The 22,306-nt window shown below is 56.4% G+C and carries 22 protein-coding genes; 20 read left to right on the top strand and 2 right to left on the bottom strand.

The window, feature by feature from the left end:
• Window positions 1-283 precede the first annotated feature (283 nt).
• Together HBN63_RS15555 and grxD are read left to right on the top strand one after the other, a co-directional pair.
• The gene (locus tag HBN63_RS15555) at window positions 284-2,392 is read left to right on the top strand and encodes a molybdopterin oxidoreductase family protein (RefSeq protein ID WP_170050062.1); all 2,109 of its coding nucleotides are present in this window, start codon (window positions 284-286) and stop codon (window positions 2,390-2,392) included.
• A 120-nt stretch (window positions 2,393-2,512) separates the two neighbouring features.
• Complete coding sequence (grxD, locus tag HBN63_RS15550; protein ID WP_090248284.1) at window positions 2,513-2,839, top strand: Grx4 family monothiol glutaredoxin; 327 nt, start codon at window positions 2,513-2,515, stop codon at window positions 2,837-2,839.
• A 70-nt stretch (window positions 2,840-2,909) separates the two neighbouring features.
• On the opposite strand, the gene bfr is transcribed toward grxD, so the two are convergent.
• Together bfr and HBN63_RS15540 are read right to left on the bottom strand one after the other, a co-directional pair.
• Entirely contained in the window at window positions 2,910-3,380 is a 471-nt protein-coding gene (gene bfr / locus HBN63_RS15545; protein ID WP_090248283.1) for a bacterioferritin, read from the bottom strand.
• A gap of 196 nt (window positions 3,381-3,576) precedes the next feature.
• Window positions 3,577-3,795, bottom strand: coding sequence for a bacterioferritin-associated ferredoxin (locus HBN63_RS15540; protein WP_170050061.1), 219 nt, complete (start codon window positions 3,793-3,795; stop codon window positions 3,577-3,579).
• Between the two features lie 378 nt (window positions 3,796-4,173).
• Between HBN63_RS15540 and flgB the strand changes: the two genes are divergently transcribed.
• The 18 genes from flgB (at window position 4,174) to HBN63_RS15450 (ending at window position 22,193) form a co-directional block, all read left to right on the top strand.
• On the top strand, window positions 4,174-4,581 hold the full coding sequence (gene flgB / locus HBN63_RS15535) for a flagellar basal body rod protein FlgB (RefSeq protein WP_170050060.1): 408 nt from the start codon (window positions 4,174-4,176) through the stop codon (window positions 4,579-4,581).
• 15 nt (window positions 4,582-4,596) lie between these two features.
• Window positions 4,597-5,040 (top strand): flagellar basal body rod protein FlgC, encoded by a 444-nt coding sequence (flgC, locus tag HBN63_RS15530; protein WP_090248278.1) that lies wholly within the window; start codon window positions 4,597-4,599, stop codon window positions 5,038-5,040.
• 25 nt (window positions 5,041-5,065) lie between these two features.
• A complete protein-coding gene (gene flgD / locus HBN63_RS15525) occupies window positions 5,066-5,734 on the top strand; it encodes a flagellar hook assembly protein FlgD (RefSeq protein ID WP_160085065.1) in 669 nt (222 codons plus the stop codon).
• Window positions 5,735-5,788: 54 nt separating this feature from the next.
• The gene (gene flgE, locus HBN63_RS15520) at window positions 5,789-7,201 is read left to right on the top strand and encodes a flagellar hook protein FlgE (RefSeq protein ID WP_170050059.1); all 1,413 of its coding nucleotides are present in this window, start codon (window positions 5,789-5,791) and stop codon (window positions 7,199-7,201) included.
• A 205-nt stretch (window positions 7,202-7,406) separates the two neighbouring features.
• The gene (locus HBN63_RS15515) at window positions 7,407-8,147 is read left to right on the top strand and encodes a flagellar basal body rod protein FlgF (RefSeq protein ID WP_170050058.1); all 741 of its coding nucleotides are present in this window, start codon (window positions 7,407-7,409) and stop codon (window positions 8,145-8,147) included.
• Window positions 8,148-8,193: 46 nt separating this feature from the next.
• A complete protein-coding gene (gene flgG, locus HBN63_RS15510) occupies window positions 8,194-8,979 on the top strand; it encodes a flagellar basal-body rod protein FlgG (RefSeq protein WP_090248273.1) in 786 nt (261 codons plus the stop codon).
• 121 nt (window positions 8,980-9,100) lie between these two features.
• Complete coding sequence (flgH, locus tag HBN63_RS15505) at window positions 9,101-9,820, top strand: flagellar basal body L-ring protein FlgH (protein WP_170050057.1); 720 nt, start codon at window positions 9,101-9,103, stop codon at window positions 9,818-9,820.
• Between the two features lie 11 nt (window positions 9,821-9,831).
• The gene (locus tag HBN63_RS15500) at window positions 9,832-10,935 is read left to right on the top strand and encodes a flagellar basal body P-ring protein FlgI (RefSeq protein ID WP_090251112.1); all 1,104 of its coding nucleotides are present in this window, start codon (window positions 9,832-9,834) and stop codon (window positions 10,933-10,935) included.
• A gap of 13 nt (window positions 10,936-10,948) precedes the next feature.
• The gene (gene flgJ, locus HBN63_RS15495) at window positions 10,949-12,121 is read left to right on the top strand and encodes a flagellar assembly peptidoglycan hydrolase FlgJ (protein ID WP_090248269.1); all 1,173 of its coding nucleotides are present in this window, start codon (window positions 10,949-10,951) and stop codon (window positions 12,119-12,121) included.
• 6 nt (window positions 12,122-12,127) lie between these two features.
• Window positions 12,128-14,149, top strand: a complete 2,022-nt coding sequence (gene flgK, locus HBN63_RS15490) for a flagellar hook-associated protein FlgK (protein ID WP_170050056.1) — start codon at window positions 12,128-12,130, stop codon at window positions 14,147-14,149.
• A 112-nt stretch (window positions 14,150-14,261) separates the two neighbouring features.
• Window positions 14,262-15,509 carry a flagellar hook-associated protein FlgL gene (flgL, locus tag HBN63_RS15485; protein WP_170050055.1) on the top strand — a complete coding sequence of 416 codons (1,248 nt, stop codon included), beginning with the start codon at window positions 14,262-14,264 and terminating at the stop codon, window positions 15,507-15,509.
• A 369-nt stretch (window positions 15,510-15,878) separates the two neighbouring features.
• Window positions 15,879-17,363, top strand: a complete 1,485-nt coding sequence (locus HBN63_RS15480) for a flagellin (protein WP_170050054.1) — start codon at window positions 15,879-15,881, stop codon at window positions 17,361-17,363.
• 77 nt (window positions 17,364-17,440) lie between these two features.
• Window positions 17,441-17,815 (top strand): flagellar protein FlaG, encoded by a 375-nt coding sequence (locus HBN63_RS15475; RefSeq protein ID WP_170050053.1) that lies wholly within the window; start codon window positions 17,441-17,443, stop codon window positions 17,813-17,815.
• 69 nt (window positions 17,816-17,884) lie between these two features.
• Entirely contained in the window at window positions 17,885-19,288 is a 1,404-nt protein-coding gene (gene fliD, locus HBN63_RS15470) for a flagellar filament capping protein FliD (RefSeq protein WP_170050052.1), read from the top strand.
• Window positions 19,289-19,291: 3 nt separating this feature from the next.
• The gene (gene fliS, locus HBN63_RS15465) at window positions 19,292-19,678 is read left to right on the top strand and encodes a flagellar export chaperone FliS (RefSeq protein ID WP_170050051.1); all 387 of its coding nucleotides are present in this window, start codon (window positions 19,292-19,294) and stop codon (window positions 19,676-19,678) included.
• A 94-nt stretch (window positions 19,679-19,772) separates the two neighbouring features.
• Window positions 19,773-20,153, top strand: a complete 381-nt coding sequence (fliS, locus tag HBN63_RS15460) for a flagellar export chaperone FliS (RefSeq protein ID WP_170050050.1) — start codon at window positions 19,773-19,775, stop codon at window positions 20,151-20,153.
• A 29-nt stretch (window positions 20,154-20,182) separates the two neighbouring features.
• Window positions 20,183-20,479 (top strand): flagellar protein FliT, encoded by a 297-nt coding sequence (locus HBN63_RS15455; RefSeq protein ID WP_170050049.1) that lies wholly within the window; start codon window positions 20,183-20,185, stop codon window positions 20,477-20,479.
• Window positions 20,480-20,720: 241 nt separating this feature from the next.
• Window positions 20,721-22,193 carry a sigma-54 dependent transcriptional regulator gene (locus HBN63_RS15450; protein WP_090248242.1) on the top strand — a complete coding sequence of 491 codons (1,473 nt, stop codon included), beginning with the start codon at window positions 20,721-20,723 and terminating at the stop codon, window positions 22,191-22,193.
• Window positions 22,194-22,306: the final 113 nt, after the last annotated feature.

The raw sequence follows: 22,306 nt of genomic DNA, 5'->3' as shown, positions 1-22,306 counted from the left end.
GCCTAATTAAATAGAAGAAACGGCAGAACCTGCGGCTGGGGGGCCGCACTATGCGACGAAACGGGGAAGTCGCGATCTTATAAGCAAACGCCGATCAGGCGCAAATTGCCTGCGTTGACGCGGCGAACGGGGCAGGGCGGGTCGGCGCACGCTGAGCGGTATATCGGTTGACCTGATGCCGCGCAATTCACGTAGCGAACCCTGCTGGCGCAGGTCAGCACCAGCCGCCATAGTCATGCCTTTACGGTGCTCAGCGCATCGCGTTAAAACAAGAGGCCCGGCCATGACCAAGACCCTCCACCACCGTGCATGCCATCTTTGCGAAGCCATCTGTGGCCTGACCATTGAAACCGAAGTGCAGGACGACGGTTCCACGCAGATTCGCTCGATCAAGGGCGATGCCCAGGACAGCTTCAGTCGTGGCCACATCTGCCCCAAGGCAGTAGCCCTGCAGGACATCCAGAGCGATCCCGACCGCCTGCGTCAGCCTATGCGCCGGGTTGGTAATGAGTGGCAGGCCATCGACTGGGATGAAGCCTTCGAGCTGGTGGCCGAGCGCCTGAGCGTGATCCAGACGCGGCATGGGCAGAACGCCGTGGCGGTCTATCAGGGCAATCCTAGCGTGCATAACTACGGCCTGATGACCCACAGCAACTACTTCCTTGGTCAGCTGAAAACCCGTAACCGCTATTCCGCTACCTCGGTCGATCAGCTGCCGCATCACCTGACCAGTCACTTGATGTACGGTCACGGCCTGCTGATTCCGATTCCGGACATTGACCACACCGACTTTATGTTGATCCTCGGCGGTAATCCGCTGGCCTCTAACGGCAGCATCATGACCGTGCCGGATGTGGAAAAGCGTCTGAAGGCCATCCAGAAACGCGGCGGCAAGCTGGTGGTGGTTGACCCGCGCCGCAGCGAAACCGCGGCGATTGCTGATCAGCATGTATTCGTCCGCCCAGGCCAGGACGCTGCGCTGCTGTTTGGCCTGCTCAACACCCTGTTTGAAGAAAACCTAGGTAGCGCCAGTCACCTGGCGATCGACGGGCTGGATGAGGTGCGACAGGCGATTGCCGGCTTTACCGCCGAAGCCATGAGCGCCCGATGCGGCGTGCCAGCACAGACGATTCGCCAGTTGGCGCGGGACTTTGCCGCTGCTGAATCGGCGGTCTGCTACGGGCGCATGGGCGTCTCCACCCAGGCCTTCGGCACGCTGTGTCAGTGGTTGGTGCAGTTGATCAACCTGGTCACCGGCAACCTCGATAGAGTGGGCGGCGTGCTCTGCACCGAGCCGGCCGTGGATTTAGTGGCCTCTACTTCCGGTGGGCACTTCAATCGCTGGCAGAGCCGCGTATCCGGCTTGCCGGAATACGGCGGCGAATTGCCGGTCTCGGCCCTGGCTGAGGAAATGCTTATCGAGGGCGAAGGGCAGGTGCGCGCGCTGGTCACGGTGGCTGGCAATCCGGTGTTGTCCACACCCAATGGCCGGCAGTTGGAGCAGGCGCTGGATGGTCTGGAGTTCATGCTCAGCATCGACTTCTACATCAATGAAACCACCCGCTATGCCGACCTGATCCTGCCGCCGACTGGGCCGCTGGAGCATGATCACTACGACACCACGTTCAATATGTTCGCGGTGCGCAATGTCACCCGCTTCAATGAAGCGGTGCTGGCCAAACCTGTCGGCGCGCTGCATGACTGGGAAATCTTCGTCGGTCTGGCCAAGGCCTTTGCCACCAAGACGGGCGTGGAGCTGAAACCGACCATGGCCCCCGAGCAGATGATCGACATGGGTCTGCGGTTTGGTAGTTACGGCGACAAGTCGGAACATAAACTGTCGTTGGCTGCGCTGCGTGAGCACCCGCATGGGCTCGACCTAGGGGCGCTTAAACCCAACCTGAGCGGTCGTCTGAAAACCGCCAATAAGCAGATTCAAGCTGCACCTGCGGTGATCATGGCTGATCTGCAACGCTTTGCCGCGCAGCCTGCTGCCAAGGCGGATGAGCTGCTGCTGATTGGTCGTCGGCATGTGCGCAGTAATAATTCCTGGATGCATAACTATCACCGCTTGGTGAAGGGTAAGCCGCGCCATCAGCTGCTGATGCATCCGGTGGATCTGAGCCGACGGGGGCTGACCGATGGCCAATTGGTGCGCGTGCGTTCGCGGGTCGGGGTCATCGAAGTGGAAGTGGCTGCCAGTGAGGACATGATGGCGGGTGTGGTCAGCCTGCCGCATGGCTGGGGGCATGCGCGTCCCGGTGTGCAGATGAGCATCGCCAGTGAACAGCCAGGTGCCAGCGCCAATGACCTGACCGATGAGCGACAACTCGACGCCTTGTCCGGTAATGCGGCGCTGAACGGTGTGCCGGTGCAGGTTGAGGCGGCCTGACCAGGCGATATTCGGCACATGGAAAGTGGCAGGGAAGGCCGAGCATCACGCTCGGCTTTTCGTTACAATGCCGCCACCGTGCCGACCCGTGAGTCGGGAAGTTAAGTCCTGAGGTGCCCAATGGATATCATCGAAACTATCAAAGAACAGATCGGCAATAACACCGTTCTGCTGTACATGAAAGGCTCGCCGAACGCTCCACAGTGCGGCTTTTCCTCCAAAGCTGCGCAGGTTGTGATGGCCTGTGGCGAGAAATTCGCCTACGTCGACATCCTGCAAAACCCTGAAATCCGCGCCAACCTGCCGAAGTATGCCAACTGGCCAACCTTCCCACAGCTGTGGGTGGGCGGTGAACTGGTCGGCGGCAGCGACATCCTCGCGGAAATGTTTGATAAGGGTGAGCTGCAGACCCTGATCAAGGACGCCGTGCAGAAAGCCAGCGCTTAATTCGGCTGCGCCATAAACAACAAACCCCGCCAAGTGCGGGGTTTGTTGTTTATGGCGCAGTGGTTTGCGCTTATTCGTCCATCTGCGACTGCAGGTAGTTCTGCAGGCCTACGGCTTCGATTAGGCTGAGTTGGGTTTCCAGCCAGTCGATGTGGTCTTCTTCCGAGCAGAGAATTTCTTCGAGCAGTTCACGGCTGGCGTAGTCGCCGATGCTTTCGCAGTAGGCAATCGCCGCTTTCAGGTCGATATGCGCTTTGTGTTCAATCTTCAGGTCGCACTCGAGCATTTCCTTGGTGTTTTCACCGATCAGGATCTTGCCGAGGTCTTGCAGGTTTGGCAGGCCTTCGAGGAAGAGGATGCGCTTGATCAGCTTGTCCGCATGCTTCATCTCGTCGATGGACTCGTGATACTCGTGCTCACCGAGTTTCTTCAGGCCCCAGTCTTCATACATGCGTGCGTGCAGGAAGTACTGGTTGATCGCGACCAGCTCGTTACCGAGGATCTTGTTCAGATGCTGGATGACCTTCTTGTCGCCTTTCATGTCTGCGTCTGCCTTGCAGGGGGAGTTAGCGTCAAATTCTGGGCCGATGGTTTTCGGCTGTCAAACCTAAGTATTTGAATTTAAAGTTAAAATTAATATGAATACGAATGCTTAAGTTCTGCGCTTGGGCGCTAAGGTGTTGAATTTTAGGCATAAAAAAACCGGACGCTAGATCCGGTTTTTTATAGCGCTAAATTCATGCGGCAACAAAGTTTGCCGGGTAGGCCATGGCCGCTTGGCTGCTTTGTACTTCGCTTAGGGTGTCGCGTACCACTTGTTTGGCCAGGCAAGCACATTTGCCGCACTGGCTCGCAACACCCAGGGTGGCGCGCACGTCACGGTAGCTGCAGCAGCCTTCGTAGATGGCTTCGCGGATCTGACCGTCAGTAATACCTTCGCAGAGACACACGTACATGGTTAAGGCTCGTGGCAGGGCAGTGGCTAGTGCGAAGGATACTAATGTTAATGAGAATGCTTGTCAAAACTGTGTGTGGTTGATTGCGAATTGCCTGACGGACGGTGCAAGTGAGCGTCTGCCAGCGGGTGAGGTGATTTGCTTTGAGTCATCGCGGCCAATGTGGCAGTTGGCTGTGAGTGATCGGGCGTGCGGCAATCGACCGAGATTCGTTGCCGTCTGCTTGCCCATAGGCGGAAAGCAATTGCCGCTTTGCCACGCTCGGCGTCCCATTTATCAATTAAGCAGTTGATAAATAAGTAAAAATTAATATGGCACAAGCATTGCTTATGGTCTTGCACGGAAAGGCGCACCACCCACCGGCAAAGGTTTTAGACCATGAGCATCAGTTTCAATCGGGCACTCGGCATCCATGAACAAGCACTGGGCTTTCGCGCTCAGCGCGCAGAAGTGTTGGCCAACAACATCGCCAACGCGGATACGCCGAACTACAAGGCGCGTGATCTGCAGTTTGCCAATGTGCTGGCGGAGCAGAGTGCAAAGAGCCAGCGCGGCCCGGTCAGCCTGAACCGTACAGATAGCCAGCATATTGCTGCCGAGGGGGTGGCCGGCGGTGATGCCGGCCTGGAGTACCGCATTCCTTTCAGCCCGTCGATTGATCAGAACACTGTGGACCTGCAGATCGAGCAATCCAACTACGCCGAGAACTCGGTGCAGTTCCAGGCCAGCTTCACTTTCCTCAACAGTAAGTTCAAAGGGCTGGTCAACGCCCTGCGCGGCGAATAACAGGAGCCTGATGCCATGTCACTAGCTAGTGTGTTCAACATTGCCGGAACCGGTATGAGCGCTCAGAGCACTCGCCTGAATACCATCGCCAGCAACATCGCCAACGCTGAATCGGTTTCTTCAAGCATTGATCAAACCTACCGCGCGCGCCATCCGGTATTCGCCACCATGTTCCAGTCCGCGCAGAACGGCGACCGTGGCTCGCTGTTTGCCGAGCAGGATGAAGCTGGCGTAGGCGTGCAGGTGCTGGGTGTGGTCGAAGATCAAAGCAGCCTGATGCCGCGCTATGAGCCGAATCATCCGGCGGCCGATGCTGGCGGTTATGTGTACTACCCCAACGTCAATGTGGTGGAGGAGATGGCTGACATGATCTCTGCCAGCCGGGCATTCCAGACCAATACCGAAATGATGAATACCGCCAAGCAGATGATGCAGCGCGTATTGACCTTGGGTCAGTAAGCCAGCGGATAAGGAGCGCAGACCGATGAGTACTGTTGGCGATGTGACTGGTTCGGCACTGGATCAATACCAGATCAAGAACGAAACCAAGACGAACAAAGACCTGGGCAAGAACGAGTTTCTTAACTTGCTGGTGGCCCAGTTGAATAACCAGAACCCACTGGAGCCGCAAGGCAACGGCGAGTTTATCGCCCAGCTGGCGCAATTCAGTCAGGTGGAGGGGATCGAGAAGTTGAATACCAGCATGGGCTCGCTGCTCACGGGGTATCAGTCTTCTCAGGCGCTGCAGGCCTCTTCGCTGGTGGGGCGCAAGGTGATTATCCCAAGCGAAAAAGCCGTGGTTGATACCAGCGAGAGCTTTAAAGCCAGCCTGGTGCTGCCGGCGAGCAGCAGCAACGTCTACGTCAACATTTACGACAAGGCCGGTGCCGCGGTCGGGCGTGTGAACTTGGGTGAGCAGGCGGCCGGTAATGTCAGCTTTATCTGGGACGGCAAGGATGCCAGCGGCAATCTGTTGCCGCCTGGCACATACAAGTTCGAGGCGCAGGCTACCTACGCCGACGGCACCAAGGGGCTTTACACCATGCTGCCGGCTAACGTCGACAGTGTGACCCTAGGCGGCAAAGAGTTGATGTTGAACCTGGCTGGACTCGGCAGCGTGCCAATGTCGCAAGTCCAGGTGATCGGTCAGTAATTAACAGGTTTTAGCCAGGTTATAGCCGCCGGCTGTCCGGCAAAGGAGTCTTCTATGGGTTTCAATATCGGTCTGAGCGGTCTGCGTGCCGCCACCAGCGACCTCAACGTGACCGGCAACAACATCGCCAACGCCGGTACTGCGGGCTTCAAACAGTCGCGTGCTGAATTTGCCGATGTGTATGCCGCTTCCGTGCTGGGTACAGGTTCCAATCCCCAGGGTAGTGGTGTGTTGCTGGCGGGGGTGTCGCAGCTTTTCAATCAGGGCAATATCAACTACACGCAGAATGCTCTGGACCTGGCGATCAATGGCAACGGCTTTTTCCAGACCAGCAACAATGGTGACGTGAGTTACACCCGCGCCGGTTATTTCGGTACCGACCGCGACGGCTATATGGTCAACAACTTTGGTTATCGTTTGCAGGGTTACACCGTGGATACCAACGGTAACTTGCAGAATGGCATCGTGGATGACCTGCGAATTCAGACGGCTAGTCAGCAGCCTCAGGCCACTTCGACGATCGCCCAGGTGGCCAATCTCAACTCCACCAATGTGCGCCCGGGCAATGCCGGCACGTCGGCGGTACCGACTTTTGACCCTACCGACCCGCTGACGTACAACTCTTCGACCTCGTTGAATATCTATGACAGTCAGGGTAACTCTCATGTGATGACCCAGTACTTTGTCAAGGATGATGCCACCGCTACAGTGCCCGCTGGTGGGCAGAATAGCTGGGTCATGCATGTTCTGATTGATGGTCTGAACCCGCTCGATCCACAGGATGCGACCAAGACGCCAATGTCCTTCAGCGTGGTATTCGACACGTCGGGGCAGCTGAGTAGCATTACCGATACTGCGGGCGGTACTGTAGGTGGTGGCTATTCCATTGACCCGCTGACCAATGAAATCACCTTTGCCTCCGACACCGATGGTACCGCTAGTGGGGATGGCTGGATTCCGGCCACTATTGATACCACCGGTGCTTCACCCACTGGTTTCGTCTGGAACGGTGCCCTGGGCAGTACCGATAACATCACTTTCGACCCTCGCGGTACAACCCAGAATGCTAGCTCCTTCGCCGTTAGCAGCGTCAGTCAAAACGGTTTCACCACTGGCCAGTTGTCCGGTCTGGAGATCGATGACACGGGCGTGATCTTCGCCCGTTACACCAATGGTCAATCGCGGGTCCAAGGTCAGGTGATCCTGGCCAACTTCGCCAACGTCCAGGGGTTGACGCCAGTAGGTAAGACGGCTTGGGTGCAATCCTTTGCCTCGGGTGAACCAGTGGTAGGAACGCCACGAACTGGTACGCTGGGTGCTTTACAATCGGGTGCGCTGGAGGATTCCAACGTCGAGTTGTCGGATCAGTTGGTCAATCTGATCGTGGCGCAGCGCAACTACCAGGCCAACGCCAAGACCATCGAAACCGAAAGCGCGATTACGCAGACCATTATCAACCTGCGTTGATAGGTGTTGCCTGCGGCAGGCGCGTGCCTGTTGCGGGCGGCAAAAGTACGCCGCGCTGGCATTTAGAAGGCTCCTTTCGGAGCCTTTTTATTTTATAAATTACATATAAATCAATTATTTATATTTATTTTTTGAGTGCTGGCACAGCCATTGCTTTAGAACTTGCATAGAGCAGCGGGGCGGCAAGCCCACTCGGAGAATAACCATGGACAAGATGCTGTACGTTTCCATGACTGGCGCCCACAACAACACCCTGGCCCAGCGTGCCCACGCCAACAACCTGGCGAACATCACCACCAATGGTTTCCGTCGGGATTTCGAGCAGGCGCGTTCCATGCCGATCTTTGGTGACAGTTATCCGTCGCGGGTTTATGCCATGAGCGAACGCCCGGGTACTGACTTCACTCCAGGCTCCCTGCAGGAAACGGGACGTGATCTGGACGTGGCGATTGGTGGCAAAGGTTGGTTAGCCGTGCAAGCACCTGACGGTAGCGAAGCCTACGTACGTACCGCCAGCCTGAATGTTGATGCCCTGGGCGTGTTGCGTACCGGCAATGGCTTGCCGGTGATGGGCAACGCCGGGCCGATTGCGGTGCCGCCAGAGCAGAAAATCGAAATTGGCAAGGACGGCACCATCAGCATTCGTGCCTTGGGTGAGGCGCCCAATGTGTTGGCCGAGGTAGACCGTCTAAAACTGGTTAACCCAGATCTCAAGCAAATGGAGAAGGGCACTGACGGCCTGATCCGCTTCAAGGGCCAAGGCCCAGTGTTGGCGGACGCCACTACGGAAATCACTTCGGGATTTCTCGAGTCAAGCAACGTCAATGCAGTGGAAGAGATGACAGCAATTCTCTCGCTGTCACGCCAATTCGAATTGCAAGTGAAGATGATGCGCACCGCCGAAGACAATTCGTCGGCCATGGCGCGCGTCTTGCAGATGACCTAATTATCAGCACGCGGCGCCGTTAAAACGGCGCCCGAGGAGAATCGATATGCTTCCGGCACTGTGGGTCAGCAAGACCGGTCTGTCCGCCCAGGACATGAACCTGACCACTATTTCCAACAACCTGGCCAACGTTTCAACCACGGGCTTCAAACGTGATCGCGCCGAGTTCGAGGACCTGCTATACCAGATCCGTCGTCAGCCGGGTGGCCAATCCAGTCAGGACAGCCAACTGCCGTCCGGTCTGCAGCTGGGTACGGGTGTACGGGTGGTCGGCACGCAAAAGATCTTCACCGCCGGTAGCCTGCAAACCACTGAGCAGCCACTGGATATGGCGATCAATGGCCGGGGGTTCTTCCAGGTGCTGCTGCCGGACGGCACGGTGTCCTATAGCCGCGACGGTAGCTTTCACCTGAACTCCGATGGCCAGGTGGTGACGTCCAACGGTTATGCCTTGGAGCCTGCCATTGTGCTGCCCAACGAGGTGCGCACATTTACCGTGGGTGAAGACGGCACTGTGTCAGTCACCACAGCCGGTAACCCGCAGCCACAGATCGTTGGCAACCTGCAGACCGCAGATTTCATCAACCCGGCGGGGCTGGAAGCCATAGGCAACAACCTGTTTCTGGAAACAGCTTCCAGCGGCGCGCCGCAAGTCGGTACACCGGGCCTGAACGGCCTGGGCACCACGCTGCAGAACACCCTGGAAAACTCCAACGTCAGCGTGGTTGAAGAGTTGGTGAACATGATCACCACGCAGCGTGCGTATGAAATGAACTCCAAGGTCATTTCCACCGCTGACCAGATGCTTGGCTTTATTTCGCAGAATCTCTGATAGGTAAGGCGGGTTAGTCGCTCAGCGACAGGCTCGGCTTTGGATATGGCAAGGAATCGCTTGAACGGGTACTGGTGGCTCAGGTTGCGCACCACCCCAGGCAACGCATGAGGTAGTAGATATGAACCGGCTGATAATCATAAGTGCACTGCTTGGCCCTTTGGCTTTGAGCGGCTGCATGGCTCCCGCGCCTAAGCCGGATGATCCCTATTACGCGCCTGTGATGCCACGTACACCGCTGCCGGCCGCGCAGAACAACGGTTCGATCTATCAAGCCGGTTTTGAGAATGGTCTGTTCGGTGATCGCAAGGCTTACCGCGTGGGTGACATCATCACCATCACCCTGAATGAGCGCACCCAGGCCAGCAAGAACAGCAACAGCCAAATCAGCAAAGACAGCTCCGCTAATCTCGGTGTACCTAACCTGTTCGGTATGACTGTGGCACCGAAAAATCCACTGGCAGGCCTTAGTGCTTTGGGCATGACCAATGACACCCTAGGCCTGGATGCCAGCTTCGATGCCACGCGTTCGGCGGATGGCTCTGGTGCTGCCGGGCAAAGTAATAGCCTTACCGGATCGATTACCGTATCGGTGGCCGAAGTGATGCCTAACGGCGTGTTACTGGTACGCGGTGAAAAGTGGATGACCCTCAATACCGGCGATGAACTGGTGCGGATTGCCGGCCTGGTGCGCGCGGATGATATCGCCACTGACAACACCGTGTCCTCGACCCGTATTGCCGATGCACGCATCACCTACTCCGGCACTGGCGCCTTCGCTGATGCCAGCCAGCCGGGTTGGATGAGTCGTTTCTTTATTAGCCCAATGTGGCCGTTCTGAGGATGGCCACCATGACGCTTCCTAAATACCTAGTGGTGATTGCGGCCATGCTGATGGCGTCGCTGGCGCAGGCCGAGCGCTTGAAAGATCTGGCCAGCATCCAGGGCGTGCGTTCTAACCAGCTGATCGGCTACGGCCTGGTGGTCGGTCTTAATGGCAGCGGCGACCAGACCACCCAGACGCCGTTCACGGTACAGACCTTCAACAACATGATGGCGCAGTTCGGTATCAAGGTGCCGCAGGGTGGCAACGTGCAGTTGAAGAACGTGGCTGCAGTGTCGATCCATGCTGACCTGCCGGCGTTCGCCAAGCCCGGGCAGACCATCGACATCACCGTGTCCTCCATCGGTAATGCCAAAAGCCTGCGTGGCGGCAGCCTGTTGATGACGCCGCTGAAGGGGATCGACGGCAACGTTTACGCCATTGCTCAGGGCAATCTGGTGGTCGGTGGGTTTGACGCCGAAGGCGGCGACGGTTCACGGATTACCGTCAACGTACCGTCAGCGGGGCGCATTCCCGGCGGGGCAACGGTCGAGCGTCCGGTGCCTAGCGGTTTCGATCAGGGCAACACCCTGACCCTCAACCTCAACCGTCCGGATTTCACCACCGCGAAGAATATCGTCGACCATATCAACGAACTGCTGGGCCCCGGTGTGGCGCAGGCAGTGGATGGCGGCTCGATTCGCGTCAGTGCGCCACTTGATCCGGGTCAGCGGGTGGACTACCTGTCGATTCTGGAAAACCTCGAAGTTGAAATCGGCCAGGCCGTGGCCAAAGTCATCATCAATTCGCGTACCGGCACCATCGTGATTGGGCAGAACGTGCGCGTACAACCTGCTGCTGTGACCCACGGCAGCCTGACTGTGACCATTACTGAAGACCCGATTGTCAGTCAGCCGGATGCCTTGTCGGGCGGCCAGACGGCGGTAGTGCCGCGCTCGAAGGTGAATGCCGAAGAAGAAGCCAAGCCGATGTTCAAGTTCGGCCCGGGGACCACGCTGGATGAAATCGTCCGTGCGGTGAATCAGGTGGGCGCTTCGCCTTCCGACCTTATGGCCATCCTGGAGGCGCTGAAACAAGCCGGCGCTCTGCAGGCTGATCTGATCGTGATTTAAGGGAGCGCACGCTATGGACTCTCGCCTTTCAGCCGGTTTGCTCGGCGGCACCAGCACTGTCGACAGTGGTGCCTATAACGATCTCAATCGCCTCAACCAATTCAAGGTTGGCGGTGACAGCGAAAAGAACATCAAGAAGGTGGCTCAGGAGTTCGAGTCGCTGTTTCTTAATGAAATGCTCAAGGCCATGCGTTCGGCCAACGAAGTGTTCGGTGAAGGCAACTTCATGAACAGCAGCGAGAGCAAAACCTATCAGGACATGCACGACCAACAGCTGTCGGTGACCCTGTCCAATCATCAGAACGGCATCGGTCTGGCCGATGTGCTGGTGCGGCAGATGTCGAAGATCAAGGATGCGAGCAGCCGGCCTAACCCGTTTGCTCAGGTGGATGAGCCGGTGCCGAGCGCACCCAGCAAGCCCCTGGCCAAGGTCGACAGTGCGCGCGACGACACCTCATTGATCAACCAACGGCGCCTGTCTCTGCCGGGCAAGCTGACGGACCGTCTGCTGGCGGGCATCGTGCCTTCGGCCACGGCCGCCGAAGGTCAGCCGTTGGCACAGAATGACTGGATTCCGGCCAAGGCTTTTGCCGCCCCCGCCGATACCGCGCTGGGGCTCAACGGCACGGATGCGATCACCGGCCGGCGCATTGCTCAACCACCGCTGGCGCCGGGCAAAGCCGCGTTCGGTTCGAAGGATGAGTTTATTGCTGCCATGTTGCCGATGGCCGAGAAGGCCGCCGAGAAGATTGGCGTCGATCCGCGTTACCTGGTGGCTCAGGCCGCACTGGAAACCGGTTGGGGCAAATCGATCATTCGTCAGCAGGACGGTACCAGCAGTCACAACCTGTTTGGCATCAAGACCCATAACACCTGGGAAGGCGATTCGGCGCGGGTGCTGACCACTGAATTCAAGGGCGGCAAAGCCGTCAAGGAAGCCGCTTCGTTTCGCGCCTATGACTCCTTCGAGCACAGCTTTAACGATTTTGTGAGCTTCCTGCAGGGCAATGGCCGCTACGAGAAAGCCCTGGCCAGCACTGACAAGCCTGAACAGTTCGCCCGAGAGCTGCAGAAAGCCGGTTACGCCACGGACCCGCAATACGCCCGCAAGATTGCTCAGATAGCGCGGCAGATGCAGACCTATCAAACAGTCGCGGCCGTCAGTACGCCGTCCACCAACGGATGATGAAGCATGGCTGACTTACTCAATATTGGCCTGTCCGGTCTTGCCGCGAACAAGACCTCGTTGGCGGTCACCGGTCACAACATCACCAACGTTAACACACCGGGTTTCTCGCGGCAGGACACGGTTCAGGCCACGCGTGTTCCGCAATTCAGTGGCGCGGGCTTTATTGGCTCGGGCACTACGCTGGTCGACATTCGCCGCAGCTACAGCGAGTTTCTGAGCGCTCAGGTGCGCAGCAGCACGGCGCTCAGCAGCGATGTAAGCGCGTATAAAAGCCAGATCGAGCAACTGGATTCGTTGCTCGCAGGTTCAACCACCGGCATTACGCCGGCTCTGCAAAAGCTCTTTTCGGCGTTACAAACAGCGGCCGAAGACCCCGCTAATATTCCCGCCCGGCAACTAGTATTGTCGGAAGCGGAAGGCTTGGCCAAGCGCTTTAACACGGTCTACGACCGCATCAATGATCAAAATCAGTTCATCAATAAACAAATGTCAGCGGTAACCGATCAGGTCAATCGCTTGGCTACATCGATAGCCAGTTATAACGATGCCATCGCCATTGCCGGCGCCAACGGTGCGCAGCCCAACGACCTGCTGGACGGTCGTGATGAAGCCATCCGTCAGCTATCCACCTTTATCGGCGTGACCGCCGTGCCGCAGGATGACAACACCATCAACCTGTTCGTTGGCTCCGGCCAGCCGTTGGTGGTGGGTAGCAACAGCAACAGCCTGCAAGTGGTGCCAGGTCAGGGCGATCCGACCCGAGCGGAGGTCGAGTTTGTCAGCGGCGGCGCGCGCCAGGGTGTCACGTCGCTGCTAACGGGGGGCGAGCTGGGCGGCTTGATTCGCTACCGCGCCGAGAGTCTTGATCCCACGCTCAACTCACTGGGACGTTTGGCGCTGGCAGTGACAGACCAAGTCAACACCCAGTTGGGGCAGGGGTTGGATCTAAAGGGGCAAGTAGGTACGGCGCTGTTTGGCGACTTCAATGACTCAGCCTTGGCGACCTTGCGCGCCCGCGCGTTCTCGACTAATACCAGTAATGTGCAGCCCGCACTGAACATCACCAATACCAGCGTGCTGACCACCAGCGACTATCGGTTGGAGTTCGACGGCACCAATTACCAAGCTCGCCGCCTCAGTGATGGTGAGTTAATGGTGGTCAGTCCCAATCCACCGGCCGCTTATCCCACGACCTTGAGCTTTACCGACCAGAGTGGGCGGGCTCAAGGGTTTGAGCTGACGTTGGATGCCGCGCCAAATTCAGGTGATAAATACCTGTTACAACCTACCCGGCGGGGCGCGACTAGCATCAGTACTACGCTGGATCAGCCCGATCAGTTGGCTTTCGCCGCGCCGGTGCGGGCCGAGGCTCAGTTGCAGAATCGTGGCAATGGTGTGATTACCCAGCCTGATCTGATCGCCGCCGGTACCAGCCCGATTGACGCCACGGCTATTTCCGCGGCTTTGCCGGTGACCTTGACGTTTAACGGCGCAGGTGCATTTGAAAGTCCGCCGGGAACTCCGGCGGCGGGCCTGGTCCGGGTTCCTGCTGGTGCATTCGTATCCGGGCAGCCCAATACCTACGAGCTGGATTTAGGCGGCGGCAACCGCGTGAGCTTTACCATAAGCGGTCGCCCGGAGAGTGGTGACAGCTTCAGTTTGGCGTTTAACCAGACAGGCGTCTCCGATAACCGCAACGCCCTAAAGCTGGCCGACCTGCAAAATAAACAAACCGTCGGTGTTGACCCGACTGTGACGGGTATCAGCACGGGCGTTAGCTTTACCGACGGTTATGGTGACATGGTCGAGCGAGTCGGCACCCTGACCGCCCAGGCGCGGCAAGACAGCGAAGCCACCGGAGCGATCCTCAAACAAGCCACCGATAACCGTGACTCGTTATCGGGCGTTAACCTCGACGAAGAGGCGGCCAACCTGATCAAGTTTGAGCAGTACTACAACGCGTCGGCGCAGGTCATTCAAGTTGCGCGCTCTTTGTTCGATACCTTGATCAATACATTCAGATAAAAGCGCGCCGCTATCAGGCGCGCGCAAATCAATTTTCTGACCTTTCGGCACAGGGTTAGTGGATGGGCGGCCAGCGGCGGCCAAACACCAGATTGCTACATGAGGCTCAAGCATGCGCATCTCCACCATTCAGGCATTTAACAACGGTGTGCAAGGCCTGCAGAAAAACTACGCCAATGCCATCCGCACGCAGGAGCAGATCAGCACCGGGAACCGCATTCTGACGCCCGCGGACGACCCGGTTGCCTCGGTGCGCCTGCTGCAATTGGAGCAGCAGCAAAACGTCCTGGGCCAATATAAAGAGAACCTGACGGCGGCTAAAAATAGCCTGGCCCAAGAAGAAGTGACCCTAAACTCGGTTAATACCGTGCTGCAGCGTGTGCGCGAGCTGGCGGTACAGGCCGGTAATGGCGCCTTGAGTCAGGCCGATAGAGAGTCCATCGCCGCTGAGCTGGGCGAGCGCGAAGATGAATTATTGGGGCTGATGAATACCCGCAACGCGCGGGGTGAATATTTGTTTGCAGGCTTTCAGGGGAAAACTCAGCCCTTCGTTCGCCAGGCTGATGGCACGTATAAGTACGAAGGCGACGAAGGCCAGCGCAAACTGCAAGTGGCCAGCTCACTTACCGTGCCGATTAGTGATAACGGCAAGAAGACCTTTGAAAACGTGATTAACGCAGGGCGTGTGCAGGCCACTGTTACGGCTGCGCCGGGTTCGACATTGCATGTGTCGGCTCCGCTGGTGCAAGACGAAGTCGCTTTTTCCGGTGTTACCCCGTTTCCGGATAATGGCGTTGAAGTGGTGTTCGATGTGGCGCCTAACCAGAACAACTATGCGGTCTACGGGTTGCCCAGAACGGTTGGTGATACACCCTTGCCCGACGGCAGTGGCACCCTCGATGCGAACCCGGACAAAGCTGATACCTTGGTCTTTCGCGGGGTAACGCTGCAGTTTTCAGGCGTGCCCGCGGGCGGGGAAACTGTTCAGCTCACGGTCGACGCCACTCAGCAAAAGCAAGGCATCCTCGACACCATTGCTCAGCTAAAGACCAGCTTACAGGGCCCTGCCAGTGGCTTTCAGGTTGGTGATGCAGTAGCCGTTGCGCTTACTAATCTCGACAATGGGATGACCACAGTCGACAGTGTGCGCGGAGAAATTGGCGCCCGCTTGAACGTAATCGAAACTACCCAGACGGATAACGAAGACGTCGGTCTGGTCAATAAATCGGTACAGGCTGAGCTGCGTGAGCTGGATTACGCAGAAGCCTTGTCGAGGCTGGCCTTTCAAACAGTAATTCTCGAAGCCGCGCAGCAAAGCTACGTGAAAGTCAGTGGCCTTAACCTGTTTAACAAGCTCTAGCGCGCGGCTGGGTAAAGTAGGGTGGGTTAGCCGCGCAGCGGCTTAACCCACCGCGTTATCTTGTGGGTTACGTGGCGCACCGTCACCGTGGTTATTTGTAGGCACGCTGCCTGGCGCCGCTAACCCAGCCTACAAAGACCAAGACTCACGACGGTTCCTTGGCAGCTCCTTGGGTTTACGCTGATCAAACGCTGCAACAAGCTGTTTTTAAACGCCAAGAATACTGCAAGCTTTTTTTCACAAAAAAACCTAAAGCTCCCGCAGCAAGCGCCGATACAAAGTACGAATGCGAACTTTATGGGTGCCTGGGCACTGCCCACCCAAGGTCGCACGCTCAGGCAAACACGCTAGTCCTTGGAGGACACCATCATGGCTCTTACCGTCAATACCAACATTGCGTCACTCAACACTCAGCGCAACCTCAGTTCTTCTTCCAATGCGCTGAATACCTCCTTGCAGCGCCTATCCACTGGCTCGCGTATCAACAGTGCCAAGGACGACGCCGCCGGCCTGCAAATTTCCAACCGCCTGACCAGCCAGATCAATGGCCTGGGTGTGGCGGTAAAGAACGCCAATGACGGCATCTCGCTGGCGCAAACTGCTGAAGGTGCATTGCAGCAATCCACCAACATTCTGCAGCGTATGCGTGACCTCTCCTTGCAGTCGGCTAACGGCAGCAACAGCGGCACTGATCGTGCATCTTTGCAGAAAGAAGTTGCCCAGCTCCAGTCTGAGCTGAGCCGAATCGCCGATACCACTACCTTCGGTGGCCGTAAATTGCTTGACGGGACATATGGTACTAGTGCATTTCAGGTGGGCTCTAATGCCAATGAAACGATCAACGTGACGTTGAAATCGGCTTCAGCTAGCGCACTGGGTACCAACTTTAATGACTTTACCGGTGCGGCTGCTGGCGACGTTGGTACTGCTTCTGCTGCAAATGCTGTAGCGGCATCAGTACTCGGTATTACCGGGCCCCAGGGCGCTAATGCGGCGCCAATTAACATTGCTGCAGGCTCATCTGCAAAAGCTATTGCCCAGGCTGTCAATGCTGAGCAAGGTAATACCGGTGTGTCTGCAGATGCTCGTACCGGTATTGAGTTGTCCGGGCTTGCTACGCCGGCTACTTATAGCTTTACCTTGAAAGGATCTAATGCCACAGCGGTGGCAATCACGGCTACCTCGACGTCAGCTAATGACTTTGCAGATTTTGCGGAAAAGATTAACGCTGTGAGCGGTAGCACCGGGATTGTGGCAACTGCAGACGCTTCCGGTAAGCTCCAATTGATCAGTGAGGCGGGTGATGACATTACCATCGCTGGTTTCACTGGCAACGCTGCAGGTGCTCAGGCTGTAAGTGTTAAAGCGCTTGACTATGAGGGAGTAGCTACAGCGGCAGCGGCCTTCGTGGTAACTGAAGCTGGTGCAGATGCTGTAACGGGTGTTGGCGTTGTCAGGGCCAACAGCTCTGGTGTTTTCTCCGTGACTTCAGACACTGCTGATATTACGGGTGCTATCGGAGTTGAGACCTCGACTCTTAAAGCTGTTGATAAAGTCAATATCAGTAGTCAGAGCGGTGCTCAATCTGCAATCGCGGTAATTGACGCAGCCTTGGCTAATATTGACAGTCAGCGTGCGGACCTGGGTGCTGTGCAAAACCGCTTTGATAACACCATTGCCAACTTGCAGAACATTGGTGAGAACGTCTCGGCTGCCCGTGGCCGTATTCAAGATACTGACTTTGCTGCGGAAACCGCGAATCTGAGCAAAAACCAGATTCTGCAGCAGGCCGGTACGGCGATTCTGGCTCAGGCTAACCAGTTGCCGCAGGCGGTGCTTAGCCTCCTGCGTTAAGCCGTACAGCCAGTTGGTTTTAACCTCGGGGGGTAGTGCTAGGCGCTACTCCCCGCTTTGCCATTTGAGGTGAGGTCATGGATATCAATGCAATCAATGGGTTAGCGCAGCTTAATGCAGCCTCTCGGTCAGTTAGTCCCGGAGGTGCTTCTCCCGTAGTAAATACGGAGAAGTCAGTGGTGGCTAAGTCTGAAGAGCCCGCGTTCATCAGTCTGACCGCAGAGCAAGCGCGCCAACCCGTCGAGGAGGCCATCTCCAGCATCAAACAGTTCGCCCAGAGCATTCAGCGCAACCTAAACTTTGCCCTGGATGATTCCAGCGGGCGGGTGGTGGTCAGGGTCACTGATGCGATGTCTGGCGATGTGATTCGGCAGATTCCCTCCGAAGACGCCTTGCGGTTGGCGGAAAGCCTGGAAGAAGCGCGAAGCTTATTATTCAAGGCAGAAGCATAAAGCGGTACGCTTCTTGATTAGCTCTGGTTTAACGAGAGCAAACGTCAATTTAACGGCGAGGTGGTTAGCATGGCAGTCATAACAGGTATTGGATCGGGCATCGACATCAACAGTATTGTGGGTGCCCTGGTCAATGCAGAAAAAGCCCCCAAAGAGGCGCAGCTTGCGCGTCTGGAAAAAGCCTCTACCACCAAGTTTTCTGCATTAGGCACGCTGAAAGGCGCATTGAGCGAATTCCAGACGGCGATGAAGGACCTCAACAGTTTGTCGCTGTTTGAGAAGCGTACGGCCACTTCGTCAAATACCACGGCGGTCAGCGCTTCGGCCGAGAAAACGGCTCTGGCAGGCACTTATCAGGTAGCAGTTAAGCAACTGGCGACCAGCAGTCGGGTGGCTACGGGTGCTATTTCGAGCACTTACACTGCACCTTCGGCCGGTCAGCTAACCGTCAAACTCGGCGCTGCCGATACGGCCGGCGTAAAAGTCGACATTGCTGCTGGCGATACGCTTGAGCAGATTCGCGACAAACTCAATACCACGCTCAAAGACAAGGGCATCAGCGCCAATATAGTTAACAACCCGGCCGATGGCACCTCGCGCTTGGTACTCAATGCCAAAGACACCGGTGCAGGGAAAGACATTGTGGTAACCGCCGATGCTGGGCTAGAAGCGTTGGCAGTGGATGGCGCCGTTCAGGCTGGCGTGAGTTCGGCTGGTTACTTAGGTGATCCAGCACAAAGCGCGATATTCAGTATTGATGGCTTGGAGCAAACCAGCGCCACTAATAGCCTTAAAGATGTAATACCTGGCGTCACGTTCAACTTACTGAACAAGACTGAGACGGATAAACCGCTCACTCTGACCGTGGGTCAGGACAAGGCTGGTGTTACCGCCAGCATCAAGAAGTTTGTCGATGCCTATAACAAGCTGATCAAAACCAGCAGCGAGTTAACCAACGTGACCCAGGTTGGCGAAGGCAAACCGCCTGTAGTAGGCGGCTTGGTCGGTGATGCGACTGTGCGCACCTTGCTTTCTGGCGTGCGCAATGAGTTGGTTAATCCGGCCGGGCAAGAAGGTGTTCGTGTACTGGCTGATTTGGGTATCACCACGCAAAAAGACGGGACACTGAAGATCGATGATGCCAAGTTGGGCACGGCGATTACCGATAACTTTGACGCGCTGGGTAGCTTTTTTACCGGTGATAACGGCTTGATGAGCCGGGTTGATAGGCGCATTGACGGCTATATCCAGACCGGCGGTGTACTAGAGCAGCGTATGAAAGGCATTCAGACTACCCTTACTGATATCGACAAGCAGAAGGAAACGCTGACTCGTCGCGTTGGCCAGCTGCAAACCCGACTGTTCGCACAATTCAATGCCATGGATGCGTTAGTAGGCAATTTAAATGCGACCAGCGACCGCCTGGGCCAAGCCCTCGGCAGTTTGCCGGGTGTGGTTAAACAGAGTAATTAAGCCATGAATAACCCGATTGATACCTATAAAAGCGTTAAAACAAACCAAGATGTAACGCCCTATCAGGCAGTGCAGTTATTGCTTGATGGCGCGCTGGATCGTATTTCTCTCGCTCTACATGCGCAGCGAGAAAACAATCCAGATGTACGTGGTGAGGCCGTAGGCACGACGCTGTCAATCATTGGTATTTTGCAGGCCAGCCTGGATAAAACGTTAGGCGGCGAACTGGCTGAGAATTTAGATAGCCTGTACGACTACATGACCCGGCGTTTAGCGGGTGTAGCGTTGGATAAAACCCCGCGTCGGCTTGAAGAAGTGCAAGCGCTACTTGAGCAAATTCGTAATGCGTGGGTGGCGATTGGCCCGGAAGTTGAGCCAGCGACTAGCTGATTATTTTGTCTTATTTCTTTAGGTTAAGGCTCAAGCTGGTGGGTTAGCCGCCGATAACTGAAGTATTCCCGGAACACACTGGAGTACATTCAGCATGAACGCGATGGTAGCCATGCGGCAGTATCAATCTGTTAATACTCAGGCCCAGGCTGTTGATGCCTCACCTCACCGTTTGATTCAAATGTTGATGGAAGGCGGCCTTACCCGCATCGCCCAAGCCACCGGTGCGATGGAACGTCAGCAAACCGCGTTGAAGGGTGACCTTATCGGCAAAGCGATTGGTATAGTTGGCGGCCTTCGTGACGGCCTGGATTTGGCGCAAGGTGGTGAGTTGGCCGACAATCTGGATAACCTTTACCAATACATGATTACCCGCCTGCTACAGGCGAATGCACAGAATGATGTGACTGCCCTTGAAGAAGTTGCCAATTTGCTGCGTGATGTGAAAACTGGCTGGGATGCCATCGGTCAGTGATCCAGTTTGATGCTTAAAGGAATGTACCCATGACTTCGACAGTCCAGCGTCTAGAAAAAACCGGCAGTGCACTGCGCAGTGCCTTGGCCAATCAAGACTGGGCCGCCATTGGCGAGTTGGATTTGCAGTGTCGCCAGGCAGTTGACGAGGCCATGGTTGAGTCTGTCAGCGATGAAGAGACCCTACGCTCGCGCATGCAGGAGTTGCTGGATCTTTATCGTGAGCTGGTCAGCGTCTGTCAGGCCGAGCAACAGCGTCTTGCTCATGAGCTTGTACAACTGAATCAGTCGCAACAAGGCGCCAAGGTTTACCAACTGTTTGGTTGATCGGCGTTTTCGGTCGGTGCTGCCTGGTATCGACCCTCCGGCATTTGTCTACGTTCTGCCCCTGTATTTCCCCTTCTTTGTTAAACAGTTGCTTAGTCTGCTCGGCGGACACAATAAAAAGCACGCCATTAAATTGACTATTAACAAAAAATTGACTTAACTACTGGCCAATTGCCGGCGCTGGGTTGAGCGATGTTTGGGCGGCGGGCGCGTTTTTCACTCCAGGATCAGTAAATAAATTATGTGGCGTGAAACCAAAATTCTCCTGATTGACGATAACAGCGAGCGCCGTCGCGACTTGACGGTGATCTTGAATTTTCTCGGTGAAGATCATCTGGCGTGTGACAGTCAAAACTGGCGTCAATGCGTCGCGGAATTGGGGTCTAGTCGTGAAGTACTTAGCGTCTTGCTTGGTGAAGTGAAAGCCAAAGGTGGCGTGCTAGAGATGCTGAAACAGCTTGCCGTCTGGGATGAGTTCCTGCCGACGCTGCTGATTAACGATCAGGTCGCTGCCGAGTGGCCAGAAGAGCAGCGCCGCTGTGTACTGGCGACGCTGGAAATGCCGATGAGCTACAACAAGTTGCTCGACTCGTTGCACCGCGCCCAGGTTTATCGCGAAATGTACGACCAGGCCCGTGAGCGTGGTCGTCAGCGCGAGACCAATCTGTTCCGCAGTCTGGTCGGCACCAGTCGGGCCATTCAGCAGGTGCGGCAGATGATGCAGCAGGTGGCTGATACTGAGGCCAGCGTGCTGATCCTTGGTGAGTCGGGCACGGGTAAGGAAGTGGTCGCGCGTAATCTGCATTACCACTCCAAGCGTCGTGAAGCGCCTTTTGTTCCAGTCAATTGCGGTGCAATCCCTGCCGAGTTGCTAGAGAGTGAATTGTTCGGTCACGAGAAGGGTGCTTTTACCGGTGCGATTACTAGCCGGGCAGGGCGCTTTGAACTGGCCAATGGCGGCACTCTGTTTCTCGATGAAATTGGTGACATGCCGCTCCCCATGCAGGTAAAGCTGTTGCGCGTGTTGCAGGAGCGCACCTTCGAGCGGGTGGGTAGCAACAAGACCCAGAGCGCCGATGTGCGGATCATTGCGGCCACGCATAAGAACCTCGAGAAAATGATCGAGGACGGCAGCTTCCGTGAGGACCTGTATTACCGCCTCAACGTCTTCCCGATCGAGATGGCCCCGCTGCGTGAGCGTATCGAGGACATCCCACTGCTGATGAATGAGCTGATCTCGCGGATGGAGTTCGAGAAGCGCGGTTCCATCCGCTTTAACTCGGCGGCGATTATGTCGCTGTGCCGGCATGACTGGGCGGGTAACGTGCGCGAGCTGGCCAACCTGGTCGAACGCATGGCGATCATGCATCCCTATGGCGTGATTGGCGTGGGCGAGCTGCCGAAGAAATTTCGCCATGTCGACGATGAAGACGAGAACATGGTGGCCAGCTTGCGTGATGAGCTGGATGAGCGCGCGACTATCCTGGCCGGTCTGCCGGGTGTGGATTCGATGGCCATGCTGCCGCCGGAAGGCCTGGATCTGAAGGATTACCTGGGCAACCTTGAGCAGGGCTTGATTCAGCAGGCGCTCGATGATGCCAGTGGTGTGGTGGCGCGTGCTGCCGAGCGTTTGCGCATTCGCCGTACCACCCTGGTCGAGAAAATGCGTAAGTACGGCATGAGCCGGCGTGATGACGAAGGGCTGGATGACTGACCTTTCTGTGTCAGGCAATCGTCAGTGACTTGGCGCTTGCCCCTCCAATAAAGCCGAAGGTTTGACGAAACCTTCGGCTTTGTTTTTTATGGCATTGATTTAAAAGGATATTT

The sequence above is a fragment of the Pseudomonas sp. WS 5011 genome, assembly GCF_012985775.1.
GTDB classification, from domain to species: domain Bacteria; phylum Pseudomonadota; class Gammaproteobacteria; order Pseudomonadales; family Pseudomonadaceae; genus Aquipseudomonas; species Aquipseudomonas peli.
Note: the sequence above shows the minus strand (reverse complement) of the source record. Positions and strands in the feature narration are given on the sequence as shown.